Below are 22,756 nucleotides of genomic sequence, written 5' to 3'. Positions count from 1 at the left end.
ACCCTTCGGCACTAATTTGAGCCAAGTCAGGTAATACACCGCATTGGCTCTCAACAACGAAATCGAACCACCGCAATGAACTAGGCAAAAGAGAAACGCCCGAGCTTATGCTCGGGCGTTTCATTCACGGCTTAGTAAACCGTGTCTTCAGGGCCAGCCCGGCCCTGAAGCTTCCTAGCGGACTAGGACTCCTTGCGGCGACCAGGACGCAGAAGCAGTACTGCTCCAGCAATCAGTGCCCACGCTGCGGCAAGTAGCCACAGGATATTTGCACCGGTATTCGCCAGGGCTCTAGAAGAGGAGCTCTTCTTGGAGTCCTTCGTGCTCGAGGGCGAGCTAGTAGAGCGGGTGGTGTTTTCGCTCTGGCTCGGCTGAGCATTGTTGTTGGACTCCACAGCACTCGGCTGTGCTGCCTCACCTGGTGCCTGCGGCTGCGGCTGTTCCGGCTGCGGTTGCTGCGGAGCCTCGCCTGGGGCCTTCGGATCCAGCGGCTTCAGCGGCTCGAAAGGCTTCTGCGGCAGTGCAGGATCATGCGGCGGCTTGAAGAAATGGCTCAAGACCGGCGGTACGAGTACCAGCGGAATGAGCAGCGGCCACAATCCACCGAGCTCAGGTATACGAGGCTCGTTAGGCTCACCTGGCTTGCCCGGCTCACCTGGCTTGCCCGGCTCTCCCGGCTCACCTGGCTTGCCCGGCTCACCTGGCTCGTTCGGCTCATTTGGCTCGTTCGGCTGAGTCGGATCCGTCGGTTCAGTCGGAACCAACGGAGTCGTCGACTCGTCGGTCGGCTTCGGTTCCGGCGTGCCCTTGGTCTCTGTCACAGTCACCGTCACAGTCGGGTCCTCCGACGGCTTCGGCTTGTCTGTGGTCGGCTCCTCCGACGGCTTCGGACGAGACGGATCCTCAGTCACCGTTACCGTGGTGGTCGGCTTAGCCGTGTTGGACGTCGTCGGCTTTGCGGTACCAGAGGGTTCTGGCTCCTCACTCGGCTTCGGCTCCGGAGACTCCTTTGTCTCAGTGACAGTTACCGTCGTAGTGCCACTATCAGAAGGCGTCGGCGTTGGGGTTTCAGAAGTCGGCTGAGGCTCCGAGGGATCCTCGGATGGCTCGGGCTCAGACGGATTGACCGTCGTGGTGACCGTCACCGTCGTCGTTGGACTTGCGCTCGGCTCGTCCGTCGGCTCGGTCGGCTTGGTCGGGTCGTCGGTCGGCTCGGTCGGCTTGGTCGGGTCGTCCGTGGGTTCTTCGGTCGGTTCATCCGTTGGTTCGGTTGGTTCCGTCGGCTCAACTGGGCCACAGCCACAGTTATCGCTAACGACACCGATGACAGTCTTCACGTTGAAGACATCACCGTTCTTCGTGGTCACCTTGACCGGAATCTCCTTGATGGTGCCACTTGGGGTATCAGCCGGCGGAGTAACCGTCAGCTCACCCGTGGACTCATCAATGGTCACGGTCCAACCAGCCGGAATCTCACCTAACTCGTAGGTGTTGCCCTCAGTGTGGCCGTAGTTGATTCCAACCTTTTTGGTATCGCCGGCCTTGATGACATCCGGGTTGTAGGTCGGTGCCGGGATCAGCTCGGGATCATCTGGTTCAGTCGGCTCGGTCGGCTCCGTGGGCTCATCCTGCGGGTCTTCCTTCACGATGAAGACAGCGTTGGTGACGTACGGCTTGCCGCCCTTCGGGGTCACCGTTACCGGAACCTCGATGTAGTCGCCGGACTTCGCCGTCGACGGTGCAGTTGCCGTCACCCGGCCGTTCTCATCAACGGAGACGGTCCAGCCGTCCACGTCCGATGGCACCTCATAGGTGTTGCCGTCCGTGTGCTTCTTTACGTCCTGAGACTCAGACTGGCCAGGCTTAACCAGCTCAACACCGTAGAAGGAGCGCTCCAGTTCCGGATCCGGGTACGGGGCCGGCTCCTTCTCCGTCACCGTCGTGGTGGTGTTGCTGGTCTCGGTAACCTTCTCCGTCGTGGTGACCTTAGAGGTCTCCGTGACGGCCTTGGTACCGATGCGCAGCTTGCGCGGCGTCGGCTCCTTGGTGACCTTTTCAGAGGTCTCTGGGTCACCTACGGCCTTTCCATCCTTGAGCTTCCAAACCTTCGTGACTTCCTTCTCGCCGAAGGAACCGGCCTGGGCTTCTACAACCTTTCCGGCCTCAAGGTTCGGGTCAGTCTCAATGAGGGTCTCATACGGAGTCTGCTCGATGTGCTTATCCGTCAGCTCGGTCTGAGTCGGCGCAGTACCGACCTCGATGATCTGCTTGGTCGGCTTGCTGATCTCCTTGGCGTCATCCTTGGTGGAAATCTCACCGTTGTCGGAGGTCACCGTGACGGTGTGCTTGACCTCGCCCGGCTTGCCTTCCTGGACAACCTTGGTCTCACCAGCCTTGAGGTTCGGATTCTCACGAACCTCGACCTCGAACGGGGTGTTCTCGGTCCACTCGATGGTCTTGGACGTGGTCTTGCCCTTGGTGCCGACCTTGATGATCTTCTTGACCGGTTCCTCGATGCGCTTGGTTTCGGTCTTGGTACTAACAACCTTCGAGTTCACGATGGTCTGGGTCGTGGTGACCTTATCCTTGCCCGGTTTGCCCTCCTGGACAGTCTCCTGGGTACCAGCCGGCATCGTGTCGTCGAACTGAATCTCGGTCTCGAAAGGTACAGCAACCTCGGACTCGGTGACGTGGGATCCTTCGGTCTTGGTGCCCACACGAATCTCGGCCGCAACCGGCTCCTTGGTGCGCTCAGTCGTCACGGTCGGCTCGCCGGAAGGCTTGCCATCCACGATCTTCTGAGTAGAAGTCTCGACATCAGTGCCGAGCTCACCCTGCTTGTCGACGACCTGCTCGCCAGCCGGCAAGCTGTCGTCGAACGTAATCTTCGTCTCGAACGGCACCGGCTTCTCAGTCTTCGTCACGACAGAAGTGTCCTCAGCCTTCGGACCGTACTCGACGATGCGCTCGACAGGTTCAGTGCGGGCCTTGCTTTCCGCAACCTGTGCTTCACCGTTGGTGCCGATGAAGGTTGCAGCATAGGAAGCCTCGCCGTTTTTACCTTCCTGGACGACCCTGGTCTCGCCCGGAGCGAGGTCAGGGTTCGGTCGCAGAGTCGTGCCGAATGGAATCGGTTCAGTCCACTCGACCTTATCGGTCGCCGTGGCTTGCTTGGTACCAACGGTGATGACCTCGTCGACGGGCTGCTTCGTGATCTCTTCAGAGACCGTCGGCTTACCGTCCGGGTTCGAGTTGGTGATGTTGCGCTTGATCGTCACCGTCTTCTCACCCGGAACGCCTGGCGTCGTCACCTTGGACTCACCAGCAGGCATGTTCGGGTCGTACTTGACGACGACCTTGAACGGAGCTTCCGTCTTGAAGGTCTCGACGTTCTCACCAGTGGTCTTGCCACCAACGCGGATAATCTGCTTGACCGGAGCTTTAGTCTGCTCCCTGGTGACTTCTGGTTTACCGGAAGGCTTTCCGTCGACAAGCTTCTGCTTAGTCGTAACGGTCTCTTCGCCTTCTTCACCCTTCTTGTCAACGACCTGCTCGCCAGCCTTAAGAGTGTCGTCATAAATGATCTCAGTCTCGAACGGGACGCGGTTCTTGTCAGTGAAAACCAGTTCCTGATCCTCAAGGCGCGGGCCGTACTCCACGATGCGTGGCTTCGAGTCCTTGGTCACAGTATCCGACGTGGTCTTCACCGTCGGAACGCCACCAGGTTCGAGCGTGGCGTCGAACTTCGCAGTAATCGTGCGCTCGCCAGCTTCGCCCTCCTGAACGACCTTTACCTCACCCGGCTTGAGTGCCGGGTTCGGGCGCATGATGGTGTCGAAACCAGTAGCCATGGTCCAGGTCATTTCATCGGTAGCCTTTGCAGGCTTGGTACCAATGACGACGACCTCATTGACCGGAGCCTTGGTCTGCGACCACTTGCCCTTTCGGTCCTGTACCTCTGTGCCTGGAACACCTTCGGTTTCGACCTTGTAGGTGCCCTGCGGGACGGTGTCATCGAACTTGTACTCAACATCGAACGGCACCTCGCGCGTCGGGGCATCCTGGATGTTGATCGGTGCATAAATCCGATCGGTGGAACCATCGGAGTAGGTAACCGTGACCGGAACCTTGATAGAGTCACCCGGCTTCGCGGTCTTAGGTGCAGTAGCAATTACGTTGCCCTTGTCATCCAGGCCGACCAGCCAATTGCCGTTGGCCGTCGCGACCGTGTACGTCGGATTACCAAACTCGTTTTTATCCCCGGTTGCAGTGTAGCCATCAGCCGGAGTGATCTTGTATGGATCCTTCTCGGCCACAGTGATGCCCTCTGGAAACTCAATCGTAAGCGGTGCGGTAACCGTCTCGCCAGGGAACGTAGTCTCTGGCGGGTAGGACGGATCGACCTCGAAGTTCTGAGTCAAGTTCACCACAGTGGTAACTGGAGTCTCGTCGGTCGAACCATCGGGGTACGTCACCGTGACGTTGTGTACGTGCTTGTCACCCGGCTTAGAGTCAGCGGGCGGGGTTACGGAAACCTCACCGGTCTTCGGATCGATCTTGTAGGTCCACCCGTCAACGGTGTCCTCAGTTTTCGGCTTGTCGCCGTCCAAGCCGAAGGAGAAGGCCGTACCGTTCGGCGCACCGTCCCGGTTAACGGAACGCTTCACTTCGGTGCCTGGCTTGGTGGATTGAACCGGGTAGGTAGGCTCGCTGATGTCCTTCTGGTTCTCCTTCACATTGAACGGTGCGAAGACGGTGTCGGTGGAGCCGTCATAGTACGTGACGGTAACAGGGATATCCACACCGTCACCAGGTCGAGCGTCCTTCGGTGCGGTGGCGGTGACGACACCGTTTTCGTCGACGCTGACCTTCCATCCATTGAAGTCTGAAGGCACCTGGAAACGCTTCGAAGGATCCTTAGCGAGGTCGCGTTCAGGAATCCTCGTTGCTTCCGTAATTCCGGACTTAACTGTTCCACCAGGCGTGGTGTTTTGCAGCAAGTACTGTGCCTCATAGACCTGCCGTACTTCCGCCTTAACGACGACTGTGGCAATCGTCTTATCAGTCGAACCGTCTTTGTATGTGACACGAACAGGGATATCCGCAGAGGTTCCAGGCAGAGCAAACTTGCTGATCGGAGTGGTGATGACACCCGTAACCGGGTCAATCTTTACATCTTCCCATTTCAGGTTGCGGGGTGGATCAATATAATCCGGGTCATTCGGATCCGTAATAATGGAAAACTTCGGTTCAGCAGCATCGTACAGGTTAGTACGATCCACCTGGCTAACCACTAATGTACCGGGTTGACCACTAACCGTCGGATACAAGGGGTCATTCGTACGCGCGTAGGCATCGATGACCGTAAACTCTGCCGGAACAGTAGCGGTAGAACCATCCGGGTAGGTTACTTCTACATTGACGGTGACAGTCGTACCATTCTCCACTGTCACATTCGGGGTTGCGGTAACCGTACCCTTCTCATCAATGTCGAATTTCCAGTCCTGCGGCAAGTTATCAGGCAACTTGTACTTAGCGAGCTTCGGATCGGACAACATCGTATCGATATCCGAAGTCACCTTCTCCCCTGCCTTAGTCACCTGCGCAGGGTAGGAAGCGAAGTCCTTGCCGGTGCCATCACCAATAACGTTGATGGTGCCGGTCACCACCTGTGGGGTAGCGCCCGTAGCGTAGTAAGCCTTCACTGGGATGGTTAGTCGCGCGCCAGGTATAGCTGTTTCCGGAATCGTCGAAGTCAGCTCACCAGTATTCTCGTCGATAGTGACTGTCCAGTCACCATACTTGTACTCCAAAGAACCGTCGGGGAAGGTATAGCGATTGGGCTTCTCGTCATCGGCGCGACCGCCCAAGCCAAGCTCTGGCAAGGTTGGCTGAAGCGTAACCGTTTCATTTATGTGGCCGGATTCCGCGGTGTAGTCCGGAACCTTGATCGCATTGACGATCTGGAAGGGAACCTCAACGGTATCGGTCGTCCCATCTGGGTAGGTAGCGATAACCCTCGGCAAAATCTTGGTGTTGTTCGCAGCAGCTTCCGGCGACGTCGCCTTGACCTTCACAGTTCCGTCATCATCGACCTTTACGATCCATCCGTCCGGAACGGACGCAGGGTCAACATCAAAAGACTTGGGCCGGACTGGGTCGTATCCCTCAAAGCTGGGTTTTAAATCAAGCTCGGAAACAAGTACTTTACCAGCTGGGCCCTCGACGGTTCCTCTGACAGCAAGTTCCGTCACCTGGGTATTGTTCGGATCAATAACTGCGAGCAGCGGGATAATATCCTGCGAACCATTGGAATAGGTGACAATGACGCGGGGCTGCGCAAAGGTACCCGGGAGCGGGTTGGCAGGTGTCGTGACGGTGACGTCATAGGTGTTTGGATCTAACTTAGCGTCCCAGCCTCGGTAAACGTAGCGCTTATCAAGCTTCACCTCGGCTTCGACGCCGCCGTCCTCACGCCTCCTCACCAAATCAGCGATCTTGTCACCAACCTGCTTATAGGTAAGAGTTTGGGGCCCAGTGACAACTGTATTCGAAGTCTTATCAACGCCAGAGGTCACTGATTGCTGGACCGGAGAATACTCCGGCTCGTGGAACTGGGTGTCATCGAAGCTCCACTGATTGTTGCTCACTACGTTGGCCTTATTGTAGCGAGAAAGCGAATTAGAGCTATCAAAAGCACTGCCTTCGCCGTCGTCGTTATTTTTCTTAGCAGCAGCTTGAAGCTGCTCCACAGAACGCGGCTTTGCCAACACGCTAAACCGCATGCCCTGCTGTTGACTCAGCTTCGTACCCTTGTACTCCGGCATGGTGTAGAAGATATCGCCGGTAGTCTGATCGATACGCAGGCTCAACGTACCGCCACCGGAAGCAGCGGTGTCGCTCGTTCCGATGAAGCTACCCTGGGCGTCGTAGGCCTCCACAACCATGCGGGACAGGGAATCATCCACGCCCCCGTCTTTAATCGCTGGAACGTTAATCTTGCCGACCTTGAGCTCTTCGCCCGGCCTGATCACCAGCTTTTCTCGGTTCTCCCAGGATACCGAGATCGGATTACATTCGATGTTCTCGCTCGGCCACGGGTTCACGATGGCCGTAAAGGATGCACTGCCCCCCTGGGTGGCAAACGGGCCGGAGGTACGGTCAGCCTTATAGTTGCCCTGCCAGGCGTAACGCACCGGGTTAGCGGCAGTGGCTTCAGCGAACTGCTTGACTTTAGCATCGGTCAGTTCTGCGACAAGGTTCAGGTTTCGCTGTTGCTTAGAGCCATCAATGACGAGGGCTTCGTCAGCCTTGTCAGTGACATTGTTACCAAGAAAGGTCTGACCGGCGCCCATAGAGGGAACCTGTCCTGCATCGAGGTACGCACCCATAAGGCCTGAGTTGGTAAAACTCCAATCGGCGAACGTGCGGTCCTTCGAGCTATCAAAGGAGACGCTCAAGCCCCAGGCTTTCTTGTTGGGGCTGGTCGCAGACGGCTCAGAGGTATTCCAGCTGAAACCAGCCTGGCTGCCACTCTCAGTGCTCTCCGAGACAGTACACGAACCGGCCGGCAGATCCGAGGCCTGCTGGGCATCGGGCTCCACCGCTCCCGACTTGTCGCGGATACCCCCAGAGAACTCCGCAGCAGTGGCGTCAGGGACCACCGTATTAAAAGAGGTGATACTGAGGCCGCTCAGTGCGAGTGTAATAGCAGAAAGAGCTGCCACCCCTTTGCGAGAGGAGCGCAGCCGGTTGGAGCGATTTTTTGGTGCATTCATTATTAAATGTCCTTTCAAATGCAGCACTCTGCCTCGCCCTCTGAGCGCGGAAAACCCAAAACCCCTGTGGATTATCAAGTTATTTCCCCACGACTGCCCCAGAGAATAGACAGGGAACAAGCAGACGATCTCTATAAACGATACCTCTCTCTTCAGACATAAGCAAGGAAAAACTTGTTTAACCTGCAGTTTAAGAAAGCCAGTGCACGTTTCATGTGAAGGATGAACTTCACAGAATCTTCCGGTTTGCTGAGTCTTAGAAATTTTCCTCCCATTTCTGGGCGTTAGCGGTGCAGGGAGTCGGCGCCAAGCAAGGCCGTTTCAACAGCCCCACCCCGCCACGCGCGGGCAACTAGAACTGAATCTCTGAATGTGAATTTTCTAGGACTCCTCGTGGACCAAATCCGAGCCACCGGAGGAATTGGAGTCACCTTCTTCATTGAGGTTCTGCATGAGGTTGGCCTCCATCCAGGCGCGCACGGTCTCCTCAAAGTCCTCGGAGTCGTCTACTTCCTTCACCACTTCATCAAGGTCCTGCGCGGTGAGGAACTTGGTAAAGGAGGCAACTTCGAGCTTTTCATCGCGGTTGAATAGCCCGTCTTGGTAGACCACGACGTAATTCTGTGGAAGCTCCGGCTTTGAATTAGGGCAGCCTTCGGCACCGGCGGGCTCCACGACGGAGACCTCCGGGGGCAGCGAGGCCATGAGGGCGACGTGGGTGCGCTCCAAAAAGTCCACGTCCTTGGTGCCCTCTTCCTTGGCAGCCACGTAGTCCTTGGAAATCGCGCGGGCTTCCTCCGGGTTGTAGACGCTTAAGAATTCACCCGTGCAGCCCACGAAGAAGTTGCCGTTAGTGCTGACCCCGCTGACGTGCTCCCCTCCCTGGCGCACCAGCATAGGCTTCTGAGAAACGGTGGCCGCGCGCCCCTCATCGCGCAGGGTCTGGCGGTAGATCTCCGCCAGCACGCTCTGCTCATGAGAAGTCGGATCAATCATGATGGTGATCGGTGCCGAGTTCACTGGGTTCGGATCCGGCTTGGGTTCATACCCAGAGCAGGCGCTTAACGACGCCCCCGCAACCCCCACCAAGGCCACCCCAACAACGCGGGCGAAGGTGCGGGAACGTGCAATAAGGCGGGGCATCAGAATCAGGCGCATTCTTTCTATTCAACCGGACATGCAGCACACATGTCACTGTTCTTCAGAGTCCTCAGTCCGCAGCGCTGGGCCGCAGCATCTGGCTGAATCTTACACACCCCACTGGCCAGACGGCGGTGTGGCTCTCCCCGATAGCAAGTGACTAGACTAATGCGCGTTATGACTAGCGCTATTACTGAATCTTCCGTTCGCGACGCGCTCACCCGCGTCGATGACCCAGAAATCGGACGCCCCATCACGGAGCTGGGCATGGTGAAGTCCGTGGCCGTTAACGGTCCGGACGTGGACATCGAGCTTTATCTCACCATCGCCGGCTGCCCGATGAAGGGCACCATCGAGTCCAATACCCGCGCGGCCGTGGAGGAGCTCGACGGTGTCGGCAACATCAACATCTCGATGACACCGATGAGCGATGAGCAGCGTAAAGAGCTCAAGCAGAAGCTGCGCGGCGGGCAGGCCGAGCCGGAGATCCCCTTTGCCAAGCCCGAGTCCACCACCCGCGTGTTCGCGGTGGCCTCCGGGAAGGGTGGCGTGGGCAAGTCCTCCGTCACGGTGAACCTGGCCGCTGCCTTGGTCAACAAGGGGCTCAAGGTGGGCATCGTGGACGCCGATATTTACGGCCACTCCGTGCCCAGCCTGCTGGGTTCCACGGCGGGCCCCACAGTGCTTGACGACGAAATGCTGCTTCCCCCCATCTCCCACGGCATCAAGCACATTTCTATTGGCCAATTCGTGGAGGGCAACGCGCCGGTGGTCTGGCGCGGGCCGATGCTCCACCGCGCCCTCCAGCAATTCCTCGCGGACGTCTTCTGGGGCGACCTCGACGTGCTCCTGCTGGACCTGCCGCCGGGTACCGGCGACGTTGCCCTGTCGGTGGCCCAGCTCATCCCCAATGCGGAGCTGCTGATTGTGACCACCCCGCAGGCGGCTGCGGCCGAGGTGGCCGAGCGCGCCGGTTCCATCTCGCAGCAAACGCGCCAGCGCGTGGCCGGCGTGATTGAGAACATGGGTGCGATGGTCATGCCGGATGGCTCCACCATGGATATCTTCGGCTCCGGCGGCGGCAGCGTGGTGGCCGAGCGCCTCAGCGTGCTGCTGGGCCACGAGGTTCCTTTGCTCTCCAGCATCCCGCTCGATCCGAGCCTGCGCGCGGCTGGCGATGCCGGAACGCCCATCGTTATTTCCGCGCCCGACTCCCCCGCTGCCCAAGCCATTAACAAGGTGGCCGATTCCATTGCCGTGCGCTCCGATTCCCTCGTGGGCAAGAAGCTCGGCTTGGGTGTTACCCGCAAGAGCTAAAAGCCCTTAGGTGACGTCCTCCCAGGAGGAGCTGCCCTCGCCGGTGGATGCATTTCCGCCGCGCGGGGGCTGTGTCGTTTTAGCCGCCTTCTCCCCCGCTGGCTGCTGGGCGCCAAGGTCCGGATAGACCTGCGAATAATCGAAGGTCGGCCGGCCAGTGTTCTGCTCCGGCGCTGGCTGTGCCGGTCCCTGCTGGTTATGCGCGGGTTGGTTGTTTACTTCCGCGTCATGCTCATACGGGCTGGTGCTCTTCTTGATGTCCTCTGCCATCTTCTTCGGGTTGAAGTCGTCCCAGGCGGAATCGTCGCCGTCGAAAAGCGCCTTGGTGATCACCCCGCGCGGCCCCATGCGCGTCCACTCCGCCGCCTGACTCAGCGGTACGCGAAGATCATCGAACTCCGCGCCGAGACCGCTCATCTCACCGTTGAGCTCCGCCTTGGCATTCGCAATGGCCTTGCGCGCGGCGTAGATAGCCGCGCGGACGTCCATGATCACGCCGGGCAGGCGCTCGGGGCCGATGATCACCAGACCCAGCAGCACGATGACGAGGATCTCTACCCATCCAATTGAGGAAAACACGAAACTATCTTAACTACTTCGCTAGTGATGACAGGGCGACGGGCGCGCGGAAGGCTTCGGTCTCTTGTTAGCCCCGCTGGTTGTGCCGGATGGCGCGCACAACCATCTCCACCTTGTCCAGGAAATCCTGACGTGGCTGGTGCGCAGGCGCTTCCGCATCCGGCCCGGGCCCTACGCCCTGATGGGCGATGCCAGCAAGCTTCGCCATCAGGGAATCAGGAGCCTTGACATGGGATTCCACGCTGCATTCACGGACCCACTCGGCGGCGTTGCGCTGGTGGTGGATTTCTGCCCGGCATTCCGGGCAGTGCACGAGGTGGATGCGTACGCGGTGGGCATATTTGGCGGGCATCTCGCCGTCGACGAAAGCGACGACCGCCTCGGGCCCCAAATGGCCGATAGTATCTGCCCGCTGAGCGCGGGCCTTTGCCTTATCGCGGACTTTGGCTTGGGCCTCGGTGAAGAACCCGGACAGACTCAGGGACTGGCCGTCGCTGCTATGTCCTTCTGCTTTCACCTCAACGTCACCTCACCTCAGTGCGCGCTCCTCTGCCCTAGGCGGCAGAATTCTCGCGGTCTCAGATTTAAACGCTGCCCAGTCTAGCGCGTACGCAGCAGGCTGCGGGTGTCTGCGTTGCTCTCGGCTTCCTTCTCCAGTGCGGCACGCAGCTGGGAGCGGCCGCGGTGGATGCGGGAGCGCACGGTGCCCATCTTGACGCCGAGGGTTTCGGCGATTTCGTCGTAGCTCATGCCCACGACATCACAGAGAACCACGGCCACGCGGAAATCCGGTGCGAGGTTATCGAGCGCGGACTGCAGCGCCGGATCCAGGTTAGCTACCGAATAGGCCTGCTCCGGGGTCATGTCGGTTCCGGGGACGCGCTCATAATCCTCCGGCAGGGCCTCCATGCGGATCTTGGAGCGGTGGCGGACCATGTCCAGGAAGAGGTTGGTGGTGATGCGGTGCAGCCAGCCCCCAAAGGTTCCCGCTTGGTACTTATCCAAAGAACGGAAGACGCGCATAAAGGTCTCTTGGGTGAGGTCTTCAGCATCGTGCTGGTTGCCGGAGAGGCGGTAAGCCAAGCGATAGACATCATCGGCGTGCTCGGCCACGAGTTCACCCCAGGAAGGCATATCGGCCTGGCCGGCGTCGAACGCAGCGGTTCCGGTCAACTTCTCAGTTTCAGCGCTGGCATCATGGCTGCCAGTGGCGGAGGAATCGGTGGAACGGTGAGCGGGCTCAAACTCGCGCTGCTGTGTGGTCATGCCGAATATCTTTCTATAGTGCGCGGCGAAACTCCAGCCACGGCCCTGTGAGCAACCTGTGAATCCGTCACACCGCTTACATGCGCTTCTTGCGTCACAGCTGAGGAGAGTTGCGGGCGATTCTCGGCACGCAGCTGTGGCGATTTCACTATGGTTTTCTTTTGTGACTACTACGGCTTATGACGCAATGCGAACCTACATCGAATCCACCAGCGAGGTCTCCGAGGTTCTCGCCGGCGCCCGCGCCCACGCGGAGGAGTATGGCCTGCCAGCACCGGATGAGGCAACCGGCCAGTTGCTCACCACGCTCGCGGCGGTTTCATCCGGCACTACCTCGCGGCCGCAGGCGGTGGCGATTACTCCCGCAGCATCCGTCGTAGTCCTCTACCTGCTTGCCGGCATGCCGGAGAACGGAATCCTCACCTGTATTGACCCGGAGGCAGAACACCAGGCCAGCGCCAAGCGAACCTTCCGCGAGGCCGGCTACTCCCCCAGCCGCGGCCGTTTCTTACCCTCGCGCCCCCTCGACATCATGGGCCGTCTGGCTAATGACACCTACCAGGTGATCTACGCCGAGGTCCCCGCGCTCGACATGCCTGCGCTGCTCAAGGCCGCCTGGCCGCTGCTGCACCAGCACGGCACTTTGGTGCTGGCCAATGCGCTTCTCGACGGCACCGTGGCCGACCCCTCCCGCACCGACCGCGACACCGCCGCTGCCCGCGAGGCCGACGAGGTTGCCCGCTCCCTCGAGGGCGCGGCCGTGACGCGCCTGCCCTACGGCGCGGGCCTGACGCTCATTACCAAGCTGTAGCCGCCTTCTGAAACTGCCCGATCTGCCAAAACCATCGCCTGTTTTTCGATCGGCTCGGAGACTTTCGTCATTTAGGACACCGTTGGTTTAGCCACTGATACGTCTCCGAGCTAAACCCCGCCCTGTGGCGCCGGTGTCCTTCTTTGCGCCCACTTTTACTCCTTCTCCGTTCCCACCCCCGCCCTTCGCGCTCACCATGGGGCTTCACGAGGCGGGCCGCGCACTTTCGGTGAGCGCGAAGGGTGTGGTGTTGCAGGATTGTGGTGTTGCAGGGGTGTGTTGGTGCAGGGTGTGGTTGTGCCGCGCGTGATGTTGCAGGGGGTGCTGTTGCTGGGAGTGTTGCCGCGCAGGCTCCTGAGGCAACCCGGAACTCGTCGGCGCCATCAAAGCCACGGAAACGGGCGTGGAGTGGACTTCAATCCACCCGCACGCCCGCTTAAACTACTGTGCTGTCTCGCGGCTTAGACCTTTACGTTCTTACCCACGACGACCACGCCGCCTTCGGAAACCTTGAAGCGCTCCTCATCGCGCTCGCGGTCCACGCCGATGATCGCACCATCGCTGACCACCACGTTCTTGTCCAGGATGGCGTGGCGGACCACCGCGCCGCGTCCAATGCGCACGCCCGGCAGGATGACGGAGCCTTCCACCGTCGCGCCATCGGCCACGTGCACGTCCGAGGAGAGCACAGAGTTGCGCACCGTACCGCCGGAGACAATGCAGCCCGGAGCCACCATCGAGGACTGCGCGATACCGTTCTGCACGAACTTCGCCGGCGGGAAGTTCGAGTCATCCGTGGAGTGAATCGGCCACGAACGGTTGTACAAGTTGAAAATGGGGTGCACAGAAATCATGTCCATGTGCGCCTCATAGAAGGAGTCGATGGTACCGACATCGCGCCAATAGCCATGGTCACGCTCCGTGGAGCCGGGCACCTCATTTGCCATGAAGTCGTAGACGTGTGCCTGCTCGCGCTTCACGAAATAAGGAATGATGTTTCCGCCCATATCATGCGCGGAGTCCTCATTCTTTTCGTCTTCCAGCAAAGCGTCAATAAGCGCCTGCGTGGTGAAGACGTAGTTGCCCATGGAGGCGTAGGTCATGTTCGGATCATCCGGGGTGGCCGGGGGATTCGCAGGCTTCTCGACGAACTCCGTAATCGTGCCCATCCCATCAGCCTGGATGCAGCCAAAGGCAGAAGCCTCCGAACGCGGGACGCGGATGCCTGCCACCGAACAGTCCAGGCCAGTCGCGATGTGCTCCTCCACCATCTGGGCCGGGTCCATGCGGTAGACGTGGTCGGCACCGAAGACGATGACGTAATCCGGCTTCTCGTCATAAATCAGGTTCAGCGACTGCAAGATGGCATCGGCCGAACCGTTGTACCAACGCTTACCGCGGCGCTGCTGGGCGGGTACGGAGGCGATGTACTGCGGAGTCGGGCCAGACAGGTTCCACGCCTGGGAAATGTGGCGGTCCAAAGAGTGGGATTTGTACTGGGTCAGCACCGCAATCTTGAGGAATCCGGCGTTGACGAGGTTCGACAGCACGAAGTCGATCAGGCGGTAGGAGCCGCCGAAAGGAACGGCGGGCTTAGCGCGGTCTTCCGTCAGCGGAAAGAGGCGCTTTCCCTCGCCGCCGGCAAGGACAATGGCAAGGACATTAGGAAGGCTTCTCACACCACCCAACTTATAGACATTTTCCGCATCGTGCAGTAGAAGTTTGCGTGTTTTTACCCCCTTTAACCTCCCTCACCCCTCTTGCGTGCTTCCTTCGTGTTTGCGTCCCAAAGCCGCTGCGCGCCGCGCCCGAGGCGCGCGATAGGAAGGTTTAGCGCGCGCTGCGGAATGTCCGTATTCTGGCGAGTATGAGAGCCGGAATTTTTTCTAAGGAGTATCCGCCTGAGATTTACGGTGGAGCTGGCGTCCATGTTGCAGAGCTCACCCGTTTCATGCGCGAGATCATCGATGTCTCCGTCCACTGCATGGGGTCTGAGCGCGACGAGAAAGACGTTTTTGTCCATGGCGTTGACCCCGCATTGAAGGATGCCAACGCTGCGCTGCAGACACTGTCTACGGGTCTACGCATGGCCAACGCCGCCTCCGACATCGATGTGGCTCACTCGCACACGTGGTACACGGGCCTTGGTGGGCACCTCGCCAGCCGGTTGTACGGTATCCCCCACGTGGTTACCGCGCACTCCCTCGAGCCGCACCGCCCGTGGAAGCGCGAGCAGCTGGGCGGCGGTTATGAGGTCTCCTCTTGGTCGGAGAAGAACGCGATGGAATACGCCGACGCCGTCATCGCCGTATCTGCCGGCATGAAAGATTCCATCTTGGATGCCTACCCCCGTATCGACGCCGATAAGGTGCATGTGGTCCTCAATGGCATCGATACGCAGGTGTGGCAGCCGGGTGAGTCGGCGGTGCTGGATAAGTTGGGCGTCGACAAGCAGCGTCCCGTCGTTGCCTTCGTGGGCCGGATTACCCGACAGAAGGGCGTGAAGCACCTGCTCAAGGCGGCCCAGAGCTTTGACGAGGATATCCAGCTCGTGCTGTGTGCGGGCGCGCCGGATACGCCGGAGATTGCGGCGGAGACCGAAGCCCTCGTGGAGGAGTTGCGCTCCAAGCGCGATGGTGTGTTCTGGGTTAAGGACATGCTGTCCCGCGAGGAGATTAAGCAAGTCTATTCCGGTGCCGATGTGTTCGTCTGCCCGTCGATCTATGAGCCGCTGGGCATTGTTAACCTCGAAGCCATGGCTTGCGGCACCGCGGTCGTAGCCTCCAATGTGGGTGGCATCCCAGAGGTCGTCGTGGATGGTGAGACCGGCGTTTTGGTCAATTACGATGCCGCTGATGAAGCCACCTTTGAGGCTGATCTCGCCGCCGCCGTGAATCGAGTGGCAGCGGACAAGGAACTGACGCAGCGCTTTGGCAGCGCCGGTCGCCAGCGCGCGATTGATGACTTCTCGTGGGCTACCATCGCGCAGCAGACCGTGGACATTTACCGTTCGTTGATGTAGGAAGGACTGCCGTGACTCTTAACGAACCGCCTCATCGCCCAGAACTACATTTCGTTCCCGACACCGGGGTCCTCGAAGCCCCCGCGGGAATCGTCCGCGACGGTAACACGTGGCACCTGTTCCACCAGTACCGGCCCGCGGCTGACCAGCCCGCACGCTGGGGCCATTCCACGTCGGAAGAAACAGCTTTTGAGTGGCTCGACTGCGACGATGTCCTCGCCCCCGTGGGCGGAGAGCTGTCGCTGCGTGCTGGCTCCGTCGCGGAGGGTAAGGACGCGATCAACTTGTATTTCACCTCGGTGACCTCGGTGGGTACGAGCGTGCGCCTAGCGCGCTACACCGACTACGCCGATGAATGCGTCGTCTCCGATGACCCTACGGCGCTCGACCCGGATGTCGTCCGCTTCGGCGAAGCTGTCGGTGCCAGCACCAATCACGACCGCTTCCGCTCTCCCTCTGTGGTCCCAGATTGGGCCAAGGAGGACCGCGAGGAAGGCCACGATGGCTGGCTCATGCTTGCGCTGACCGGGCACTCGGACGCGCCGGTGCCGGTGATCCTGGATAGCCCCGATGGCGAATCCTGGACACTCCTCGGGCCGTTGAGTTTCGACGGCGACCCTGGTTTCGAAGAGGGCGAGGTTCCGGCTACCTCCCCCATCCCGCCGGTGGTCTCGCCGCGCTTGGTGCGCCTGCGCGACGAGGTCGATAGGGAAATCTACGATGTGCTCTTCGTGACCTTAGAGCGCGAGGGCCGCGATGTTTCCGGCTATATCGTGGGCCGTCTTGATGGCACGGTGTTCACCGTGGCGAAGGGTTTCCAGCGCGTGGACTTTGGCCACGACTTCTCTCGTCCGCGCAACACCAACACCACGACCGGAACGATTCCGCAAGAGCGCCGCTACGACCGCGCGGTCATCCTCGGTCTGCTTAACGGCAACGGCCGCGGTGACGACGCCACCAAGCACCCATCCTGGGAGGCGGAGGGCTGGGCTAATAGCCTGTCGCTGCCGCGTGCGGTCACGCTGCAGGGCGGTGTGCTGTACCAGACCCCGGCGGAGGGTCTGCCGGATGCGGTGAAACTCTCCGACTATGCCCAATCCTGGACCGGTGTTTTGGAGGTTCCGGAAGGCTCCGCCGTGACCGTGACGCTGAAGGACGGTAACGGTGATGCCGCCGCGGTCATCCGCCACACCGGCTCCGAGATCAGCCTGGATCGCTCCATGTCGAAGGCCTTTGATCACTACTTCAAGGACTCTGCTCCTGCGGTGACCCAACTGGCGGAGGGCGATTCGGACACTCTCACCGTCATCCAAGACGGCGCTAGCGTTGAGGTGTTTGTGGATGGCGGCTTGGTGGCTATGAGCTCTCGTGTCTACTTCGAGGGCGGATGCTCTGCCATCGAGGTCAGCACGGAGGGCGAGGCTGTCATTGAGCAGTCGTGGAGCCGAAAGGGCACCAAGCGCTCCTAATCGCATCGCGCGTGTGCTGAACCATAAGAAGGAGGACCGGGATGACTCGGTCCTCTTTTTAATGCGCTCCCCTACCCTTCGCGCTCACCGTGGACCCCAAACAGCCGCCGCGGGCGCTGCCGGTGAGCGCGAAGGGAGATTAGCGAGGATGCCCTCGAGCGCCAGCGGGACCACGCAGCTGACGCGCGTCACTCAGCCAGGCCGGGCCTCACTCCGCCCTTCGCGCTCACCGTGGGCTTCAGACAACCGTCGCGTGCACTGCCGGTGAGCGCGAAGGGAAGTTTTGGTAGCCGCGCGGCGTCAAGGCCGGACCGGGGATGTAGCCATGAAATGCTGAGGATGGGCCACAGCTGCAGCTTTGAAGCGTTTAGGCCAGAAATGCAACCAGCATGCGGCCGAGAATAAAGCCGCCTATTAAGCAGAGCGCAGACGGTCCAGACGAGCGTGCGCCGTCACGGTCAGGGTTTGCGGCAGAGAGGCCATACGCTCGGCCAGCTCTTCCGGGCTGATGTGGCGCGCAGAAGGGCTCATTCCCACCTGCGCAGCGATGGATGCCTTGTCGAGGACGATGGGGAAGGAAATATCGACCGGGTCGGCCGCCTGCTCAAGGAAACCTTCCGCCTGCGCGTAAAGGCGTTCCACCTTTCCTTCCTCGACGCCGAGGATGCCCAAAGGCTCCCGCAGCTCATCGAGGTGGCCAGCCTGCGGAGTCAGCACAATAACCTCCCCGCCGGGGGCGAGCACGCGCTGGAATTCCGCCGGGTTGCGCGGGGCGAAGACGACCGAGATGGCGTGAATCGAATCATCCTTCAGCGGCAGACGCTCCCACACATCCGCGACCACAGCACCGACGCGCTCGTGCGACTTGGCCAGGTGCTTGGCCGCATGCGTAGAGATATCCAGGCCCACGCCACGAGCGCCCTCAATCGAATCGAGAGTGTGGGCAAGGTAGTAACCCGTGCCCGCGCCCACCTCAAGGAGCGCGGGGGCGGTGTCCACATCCAGGCCAGCCGCGTGCTCAGCCGCATCCTGGGTTTCCAAAGAGTCCTGGACCGCGCCGGTCACTGCCTCCACGAAGGGCGCGAAGTGCCCCATGGCCAGGTAGGTCTCGCGGGCGGTAACCATCGCGGCATCGTCGCCCTGATGTTTCAGGCCCGCGCCGGCTGCCAGCGTGACGTAGCCCTGCTTGGCCACGTCATAAGAATGGCCGGTCTCCGACACGAGGCGAGAAAAATCATCCGCGCCCTGCAGGGCGCTGCCATCGGCGGGATCGGCCAGAATATCGACGATATGTGAAAGCATGCTCCTAGACTAGCTAGAAACTGCTACGAGGAGTGAACCCAGCTCCGCTGCTTCTTCTTTACTGAGCTCAATGACAATGCGCCCACCCCCGTCAGAAGGAATGCGCATCACGATCTTGCGGGACTCCTCTACCGCTTCCATCTCTCCACCAGTGGTACGGGGCTTCATCGCTGCCATATTGAGTCTCCTTCGACTATTTTTAGAACGTCCTTCTAGTCTAGCTCTTTTTCGGCCGACAGCGGCAGGCTCGTTGCCTCACCCGCGGCGGAAGGTTCCGCAGAATCATCTGCAGAACCGTCAGAAGCCACCGACTCAGCGCCCAGGCGACGCTCCACGGCGGCCAGCAGGGCGTCCACTTGGTCCTGGCGGTAGCCGCGTGTCACGACGTCGAAACGCAGGTCGTCGAAGCGCCCCTCCTCAAGGGCGCGGAGATTCTCCTCGTTGGTATCCACGGCCGTATCAGGAGCCTCCATCACGGTCCCCCGACCCACGATGGTTCCCCACGCCCATGTGCCAATGATGACGAGGGCAATAAGGACAACGATAAGAAGAATCCAGGACATCATGCGCTAAATCTTACCCAGCAGCGGCGGACGTTGGGCAACGGGGCCAACCACGCCCGCGCGGGAGAGGATGGTGCGCGCGACAACATCGGCCATCGGGGCTAGCTCCTCGAGCGGGCGGTTGCGGTGGGCGCGGGTGCCCAGGTCCACCTCGGCGATGGCGTGGGGGCCATAGCGCTTGGCGACGTCTATCAGCAACCCCGCCTCCACCCCGTAGCCCGCCACAAAAGGCAGGCCCAGGGCTGTCTCGCGGCGAATCGCGTACTCCCCGCCCAGAGGTTGATCGATGTGCGCGAGCTCGGGGAAGAACATGCGCAGCAGCGGCTTGGCGCTCAGCTCCGTAACTCGCCCGCCACCGGTGGGCTGGCCGTTCAGGCTGCGCGCGTAGCGCACCTTGACCAGCTGTACGTGGGGATCCACGAAAGGCTCGGTCAGCGCGGTAACCATGCCGGGCGCAGCAGACTCTAAATCCGCGTCGATGAACACGACCACCTCACCACGGGCCGCGGCCACCCCGCGCCACAGGGACTCACCCTTTCCTGGACGCGGTTCCTCGTCCAGCACCTCGCGCCAGTTGCACACCCGCGCCCCGGCCGCGGCGGCCCGGGCGGCGGTCTCGTCGGTGGAATCGGCGTCGATGACGATGACCTCTAAAGGCTCATCCGCCAGACAGGCGCGCACGACGTGCGCGACGGTGCGCTCCTCATTCAGCGCAGGGATGACCACAGAAATGCTCGGAAACATGCCTTAGGCCAGCCCCCGCGTCGTCGCGAGCGGCGCCATGTGCCCCTGAATGGCAGCGGTCATGCGGATGACATCGAGCGTCGGGCCCACCTCATGCACCCGAAACGCCGCCACGCCGCGCGCTGCCGACCATGCCGTCGCCGCCAACGTGCCCGCGACGCGCTGGTCGACGGCTCGGTCGAGGGTCTCGCCCACAAAGTCCTTATTCGATAACGCCATGAGCACCGGCCAGCCCGTTGCCACGATCTCATCGATGCGCCGCAGCAACTCCAAACCGTGGAAGGTGTTCTTGCCGAAGTCGTGCGTAGGGTCGATGAACGTCAGCTCCTCCGGGCAGCCGAGGTCGGCGGCGCGCTCCGCCAGTCGCGTAGTCTCGGCGATGACGTCAGCGACCACGTCGTCGAAGTGCACCCGATGCGGGCGGGTGCGCGGGGTCACGCCGCCGGTGTGCGAGCACACGTAGCCCACCTTGTGGTGGCCGGCGACTTCGATGAGCTCAGGGTCCCAGCCGGCCCACGTGTCGTTGACCAACCCGGCGCCCGCGGCGATAGCTTCCTCTGCGACCTCGGCGCGCCACGTGTCCACGGAGATCAGCGCCTCAGGGCGGCGACGGTGCAGCTCCGCGATGGTGGGCACGACGCGCTCGATTTCCTCGGCCGCGTCGACGTGCTCACCCGGGCCGGCCTTGACGCCGCCGATGTCGATGATGGAGGCGCCGTCGTCAAGCGCCTGCTCAGCACGCTGGATTGCGGGGTCGAGCTCGAAGGTGGCGCCCTTGTCGTAGAAGGAGTCCGGCGTGCGGTTCACAATCGCCATGACCCGCGCGAGGTTGGGGGCAGAGGTCACTTGTCTTCTTGCTCCCGCAGGCGCTTGTCCGACATGACCTTGTGCGCGGCCAGGATGTGGGCGACGGCTTCATCGATATCGTCGGTGACGAGGAAGAGATCGAGGTCCTCGGGGTTGATGAACCCACCCTCGGCCAGGGTCTTCTTCATCCACTCCACCAGGCCGGCCCAGTAGTCGGTGCCCATGAGCACGATGGGATAGTTGGTCACCTTGCCGGTTTGGACCATGCACATGACCTCGAAGAACTCATCCATGGTGCCCATGCCGCCGGGCAGGCAGATGAAGGCCTGGGAGTACTTGAGGAACATGGTCTTGCGGGCGAAGAAGTAGCGGAAGTTCAAGCCCAGATCCACGTAGGGGTTCAGGCCCTGTTCGTGCGGCAGCTCGATGCCGAGGCCCACAGACAGCCCGCCAGCCTCGTGCGCGCCGCGGTTGGCCGCCTCCATGATGCCGGGGCCGCCGCCGGTGATAACGGCGTACTTGGCTTCCACGAGGCGGCGTCCCAAAGCTACGCCCAGCTGGTAATTCGGGTCATCCTCCGGGGTGCGGGCAGAGCCGAAGACGGTTACGGCCTTGGGCAGCTTGGCCAGGGCGTCGAAGCCGTCCACGAACTCGCCCTGGATGCGCAGGACGCGCCAGGGATCGGCGTGCTGCCACTCGTGATCCGCACCAGACTGCAGCAGGCGCTGATCAAAGGTGGAGGACTGCTCTCCGGCGGTGCGCACGAGAAGAGGTCCGCGCAGGGTGCGCAGTTGCTCAGGAGTCATGGTGGTGTTATCCCTTCAGGTAATTCAAGAGTGCGGTCGAGACTTCGGTGATCTGGGCGATGGGCACCTGCTCGTCCTTCTTGTGAGCAAAACCCGGATCGCCGGGGCCGAAGTTAACGGCTGGGGTACCCATCTCGGAGAAACGGGCCACGTCGGTCCACCCGTACTTGGCGCGGACGTTGCCGCCGACGGCGTCGACAAGCGCGCGCGCCGCTGGCTGCCCCAAACCGGGCAGGGCGGCCCCAGCGATGTCATCGACCTCCACGGTGATGTTTTCGTGTTCGCCGAGGACCTCCATTAGGTGCGCCAGCGCCTCCTCGGAATTGCGGTCGGGAGCGAAGCGGAAGTTGACGAACATCCAGGCCTCATCCGGAATGGTATTGGTAGCCACGCCGGATTCGAGGTGAACGATGTTGAGGCCTTCCTTGTAGGTGCAGCCGTCAATCTCGACGTCGCGCGGCTGGTAGTTGGCCACGTTGAGCATCACCGGCGCCAAGGTGTGCGCCGCGTTGGAGCCCAGCCAGGCGCGGGCCGAGTGCGCGCGAGTGCCGTGGGCGGTAACGCGCACGCGGATGGTGCCCTGGCAGCCGGCCTCGATCATGGCGCCGGAGGGCTCGCCCAGCAGCGCCAGATCCCCCTGCAGCCACTCCGGGTGATCCTTCTGCAAGTGGCCCAAGCCGTTGAATTCGGTGGCGACCTCCTCGCCCTCATAGGCGATGACCGTGAGGTCGTGCTTGAGCTCATCGGAGTTGTACAGCTGCGCAAAGGCGTTAAGGTAGACCGCCATGCCGGACTTCATGTCCACGGTGCCGCAGCCATACATGGTGGCGCCGTCCTCCGACATGGTGTGGGGGACGTTATCGGCCAAGGGCACGGTATCGATGTGACCGGCGAGGACCACGCGGCTTTCAAAGCCCCGGTTCGTCCGGGCGCAGACGGTGTTGCCGTAGCGTTCCACCTCTACTGTGCTCTGGTCCAGACCACGCAGGGCTTCCTCGACGGCATCAGCGATCGCTTGCTCGTGGTGCGAAGGGCTAGGGATATCCACCAGCGCCTTGGTCAGCTCGATGGGATCGGAGAAGAGATTTAAAGTCACAACCCGCCATGCTAGCGCCCCCGGTTGCTTAGTGCATTGCGTAAAGTACTTCCCGT

17 protein-coding genes are annotated in these 22,756 nt (G+C 61.1%); 4 read left to right on the top strand and 13 right to left on the bottom strand.

Going from position 1 to position 22,756, the window contains the following annotated elements; genetic code table 11:
• Positions 1 to 182: 182 nt before the first annotated feature.
• A complete protein-coding gene (locus HMPREF2807_RS00730; protein WP_070509650.1) occupies positions 183 to 7,778 on the bottom strand; it encodes a G5 domain-containing protein in 7,596 nt (2,531 codons plus the stop codon).
• Between the two features lie 381 nt (positions 7,779 to 8,159).
• Complete coding sequence (locus HMPREF2807_RS00725) at positions 8,160 to 8,936, bottom strand: hypothetical protein (protein WP_070509648.1); 777 nt, start codon at positions 8,934 to 8,936, stop codon at positions 8,160 to 8,162.
• Between the two features lie 159 nt (positions 8,937 to 9,095).
• On the opposite strand from HMPREF2807_RS00725, the gene HMPREF2807_RS00720 reads away from it, so the two are divergent.
• Positions 9,096 to 10,235: an Mrp/NBP35 family ATP-binding protein gene (locus HMPREF2807_RS00720; RefSeq protein WP_198531112.1), complete on the top strand. Its 1,140-nt coding sequence runs from the start codon at positions 9,096 to 9,098 to the stop codon at positions 10,233 to 10,235.
• A gap of 6 nt (positions 10,236 to 10,241) precedes the next feature.
• Here the strand turns inward: HMPREF2807_RS00720 and HMPREF2807_RS00715 are convergent, their stop codons facing one another.
• From HMPREF2807_RS00715 to sigE, 3 genes are all read right to left on the bottom strand, one after another.
• On the bottom strand, positions 10,242 to 10,814 hold the full coding sequence (locus tag HMPREF2807_RS00715) for a twin-arginine translocase TatA/TatE family subunit (RefSeq protein WP_070509644.1): 573 nt from the start codon (positions 10,812 to 10,814) through the stop codon (positions 10,242 to 10,244).
• Positions 10,815 to 10,881: 67 nt separating this feature from the next.
• Entirely contained in the window at positions 10,882 to 11,331 is a 450-nt protein-coding gene (locus HMPREF2807_RS00710) for an anti-sigma factor family protein (protein WP_046648303.1), read from the bottom strand.
• An 83-nt stretch (positions 11,332 to 11,414) separates the two neighbouring features.
• Complete coding sequence (gene sigE / locus HMPREF2807_RS00705; protein WP_046648302.1) at positions 11,415 to 12,080, bottom strand: RNA polymerase sigma factor SigE; 666 nt, start codon at positions 12,078 to 12,080, stop codon at positions 11,415 to 11,417.
• Positions 12,081 to 12,243: 163 nt separating this feature from the next.
• Here sigE and HMPREF2807_RS00700 point away from each other — a divergent pair, with 163 nt between their 5' ends.
• On the top strand, positions 12,244 to 12,891 hold the full coding sequence (locus HMPREF2807_RS00700) for an O-methyltransferase (protein WP_070509642.1): 648 nt from the start codon (positions 12,244 to 12,246) through the stop codon (positions 12,889 to 12,891).
• A 461-nt stretch (positions 12,892 to 13,352) separates the two neighbouring features.
• Here the strand turns inward: HMPREF2807_RS00700 and glgC are convergent, their stop codons facing one another.
• Positions 13,353 to 14,570 (bottom strand): glucose-1-phosphate adenylyltransferase, encoded by a 1,218-nt coding sequence (gene glgC, locus HMPREF2807_RS00695; protein ID WP_070509640.1) that lies wholly within the window; start codon positions 14,568 to 14,570, stop codon positions 13,353 to 13,355.
• Positions 14,571 to 14,758: 188 nt separating this feature from the next.
• Between glgC and glgA the strand changes: the two genes are divergently transcribed.
• Together glgA and HMPREF2807_RS00685 are read left to right on the top strand one after the other, a co-directional pair.
• A complete protein-coding gene (gene glgA / locus HMPREF2807_RS00690; protein WP_070509638.1) occupies positions 14,759 to 15,913 on the top strand; it encodes a glycogen synthase in 1,155 nt (384 codons plus the stop codon).
• An 11-nt stretch (positions 15,914 to 15,924) separates the two neighbouring features.
• The gene (locus HMPREF2807_RS00685; protein ID WP_070509636.1) at positions 15,925 to 17,382 is read left to right on the top strand and encodes a GH32 C-terminal domain-containing protein; all 1,458 of its coding nucleotides are present in this window, start codon (positions 15,925 to 15,927) and stop codon (positions 17,380 to 17,382) included.
• Positions 17,383 to 17,796: 414 nt separating this feature from the next.
• Here the strand turns inward: HMPREF2807_RS00685 and HMPREF2807_RS00680 are convergent, their stop codons facing one another.
• From HMPREF2807_RS00680 to dapE, 7 genes are read right to left on the bottom strand one after another with little or no spacing between them, the layout of a single operon-like run.
• Entirely contained in the window at positions 17,797 to 18,684 is an 888-nt protein-coding gene (locus HMPREF2807_RS00680; protein ID WP_046648297.1) for a methyltransferase domain-containing protein, read from the bottom strand.
• Between the two features lie 9 nt (positions 18,685 to 18,693).
• Positions 18,694 to 18,861, bottom strand: coding sequence for a DUF3117 domain-containing protein (locus HMPREF2807_RS00675; RefSeq protein WP_010187237.1), 168 nt, complete (start codon positions 18,859 to 18,861; stop codon positions 18,694 to 18,696).
• Between the two features lie 35 nt (positions 18,862 to 18,896).
• A complete protein-coding gene (locus HMPREF2807_RS00670) occupies positions 18,897 to 19,250 on the bottom strand; it encodes a DivIVA domain-containing protein (protein ID WP_049154387.1) in 354 nt (117 codons plus the stop codon).
• 3 nt (positions 19,251 to 19,253) lie between these two features.
• Positions 19,254 to 19,991: a glucosyl-3-phosphoglycerate synthase gene (locus HMPREF2807_RS00665; protein ID WP_070509635.1), complete on the bottom strand. Its 738-nt coding sequence runs from the start codon at positions 19,989 to 19,991 to the stop codon at positions 19,254 to 19,256.
• Between the two features lie 3 nt (positions 19,992 to 19,994).
• Positions 19,995 to 20,807 (bottom strand): dihydropteroate synthase, encoded by an 813-nt coding sequence (gene folP / locus HMPREF2807_RS00660; protein WP_198531356.1) that lies wholly within the window; start codon positions 20,805 to 20,807, stop codon positions 19,995 to 19,997.
• A gap of 26 nt (positions 20,808 to 20,833) precedes the next feature.
• The gene (locus HMPREF2807_RS00655) at positions 20,834 to 21,604 is read right to left on the bottom strand and encodes an LOG family protein (RefSeq protein WP_070509630.1); all 771 of its coding nucleotides are present in this window, start codon (positions 21,602 to 21,604) and stop codon (positions 20,834 to 20,836) included.
• 7 nt (positions 21,605 to 21,611) lie between these two features.
• Complete coding sequence (gene dapE, locus HMPREF2807_RS00650; protein ID WP_070509628.1) at positions 21,612 to 22,700, bottom strand: succinyl-diaminopimelate desuccinylase; 1,089 nt, start codon at positions 22,698 to 22,700, stop codon at positions 21,612 to 21,614.
• Positions 22,701 to 22,756: the final 56 nt, after the last annotated feature.

Origin of the sequence: Corynebacterium sp. HMSC074A09, from assembly GCF_001811545.1 — a bacterium.
Classification (GTDB): Bacteria; Actinomycetota; Actinomycetes; order Mycobacteriales; family Mycobacteriaceae; genus Corynebacterium; species Corynebacterium hiratae.
This window is presented reverse-complemented; position numbering and strand designations above follow the sequence as displayed.

Excerpts from the sequence above, each read along its gene's own strand:
- HMPREF2807_RS00730 (WP_070509650.1), bottom strand. The coding sequence starts at position 7,778 with ATGAATGCACCAAAAAATCGCTCCAACCGGCTGCGCTCCTCTCGCAAA.
- HMPREF2807_RS00725 (WP_070509648.1), bottom strand. The coding sequence starts at position 8,936 with ATGCGCCTGATTCTGATGCCCCGCCTTATTGCACGTTCCCGCACCTTC.
- HMPREF2807_RS00720 (WP_198531112.1), top strand. The coding sequence starts at position 9,096 with ATGACTAGCGCTATTACTGAATCTTCCGTTCGCGACGCGCTCACCCGC.
- sigE (WP_046648302.1), bottom strand. The coding sequence starts at position 12,080 with ATGACCACACAGCAGCGCGAGTTTGAGCCCGCTCACCGTTCCACCGAT.
- glgA (WP_070509638.1), top strand. The coding sequence starts at position 14,759 with ATGAGAGCCGGAATTTTTTCTAAGGAGTATCCGCCTGAGATTTACGGT.
- HMPREF2807_RS00680 (WP_046648297.1), bottom strand. The coding sequence starts at position 18,684 with ATGCTTTCACATATCGTCGATATTCTGGCCGATCCCGCCGATGGCAGC.
- HMPREF2807_RS00675 (WP_010187237.1), bottom strand. The coding sequence starts at position 18,861 with ATGGCAGCGATGAAGCCCCGTACCACTGGTGGAGAGATGGAAGCGGTA.
- HMPREF2807_RS00670 (WP_049154387.1), bottom strand. The coding sequence starts at position 19,250 with ATGATGTCCTGGATTCTTCTTATCGTTGTCCTTATTGCCCTCGTCATC.
- HMPREF2807_RS00665 (WP_070509635.1), bottom strand. The coding sequence starts at position 19,991 with ATGTTTCCGAGCATTTCTGTGGTCATCCCTGCGCTGAATGAGGAGCGC.
- folP (WP_198531356.1), bottom strand. The coding sequence starts at position 20,807 with ATGGCGATTGTGAACCGCACGCCGGACTCCTTCTACGACAAGGGCGCC.
- HMPREF2807_RS00655 (WP_070509630.1), bottom strand. The coding sequence starts at position 21,604 with ATGACTCCTGAGCAACTGCGCACCCTGCGCGGACCTCTTCTCGTGCGC.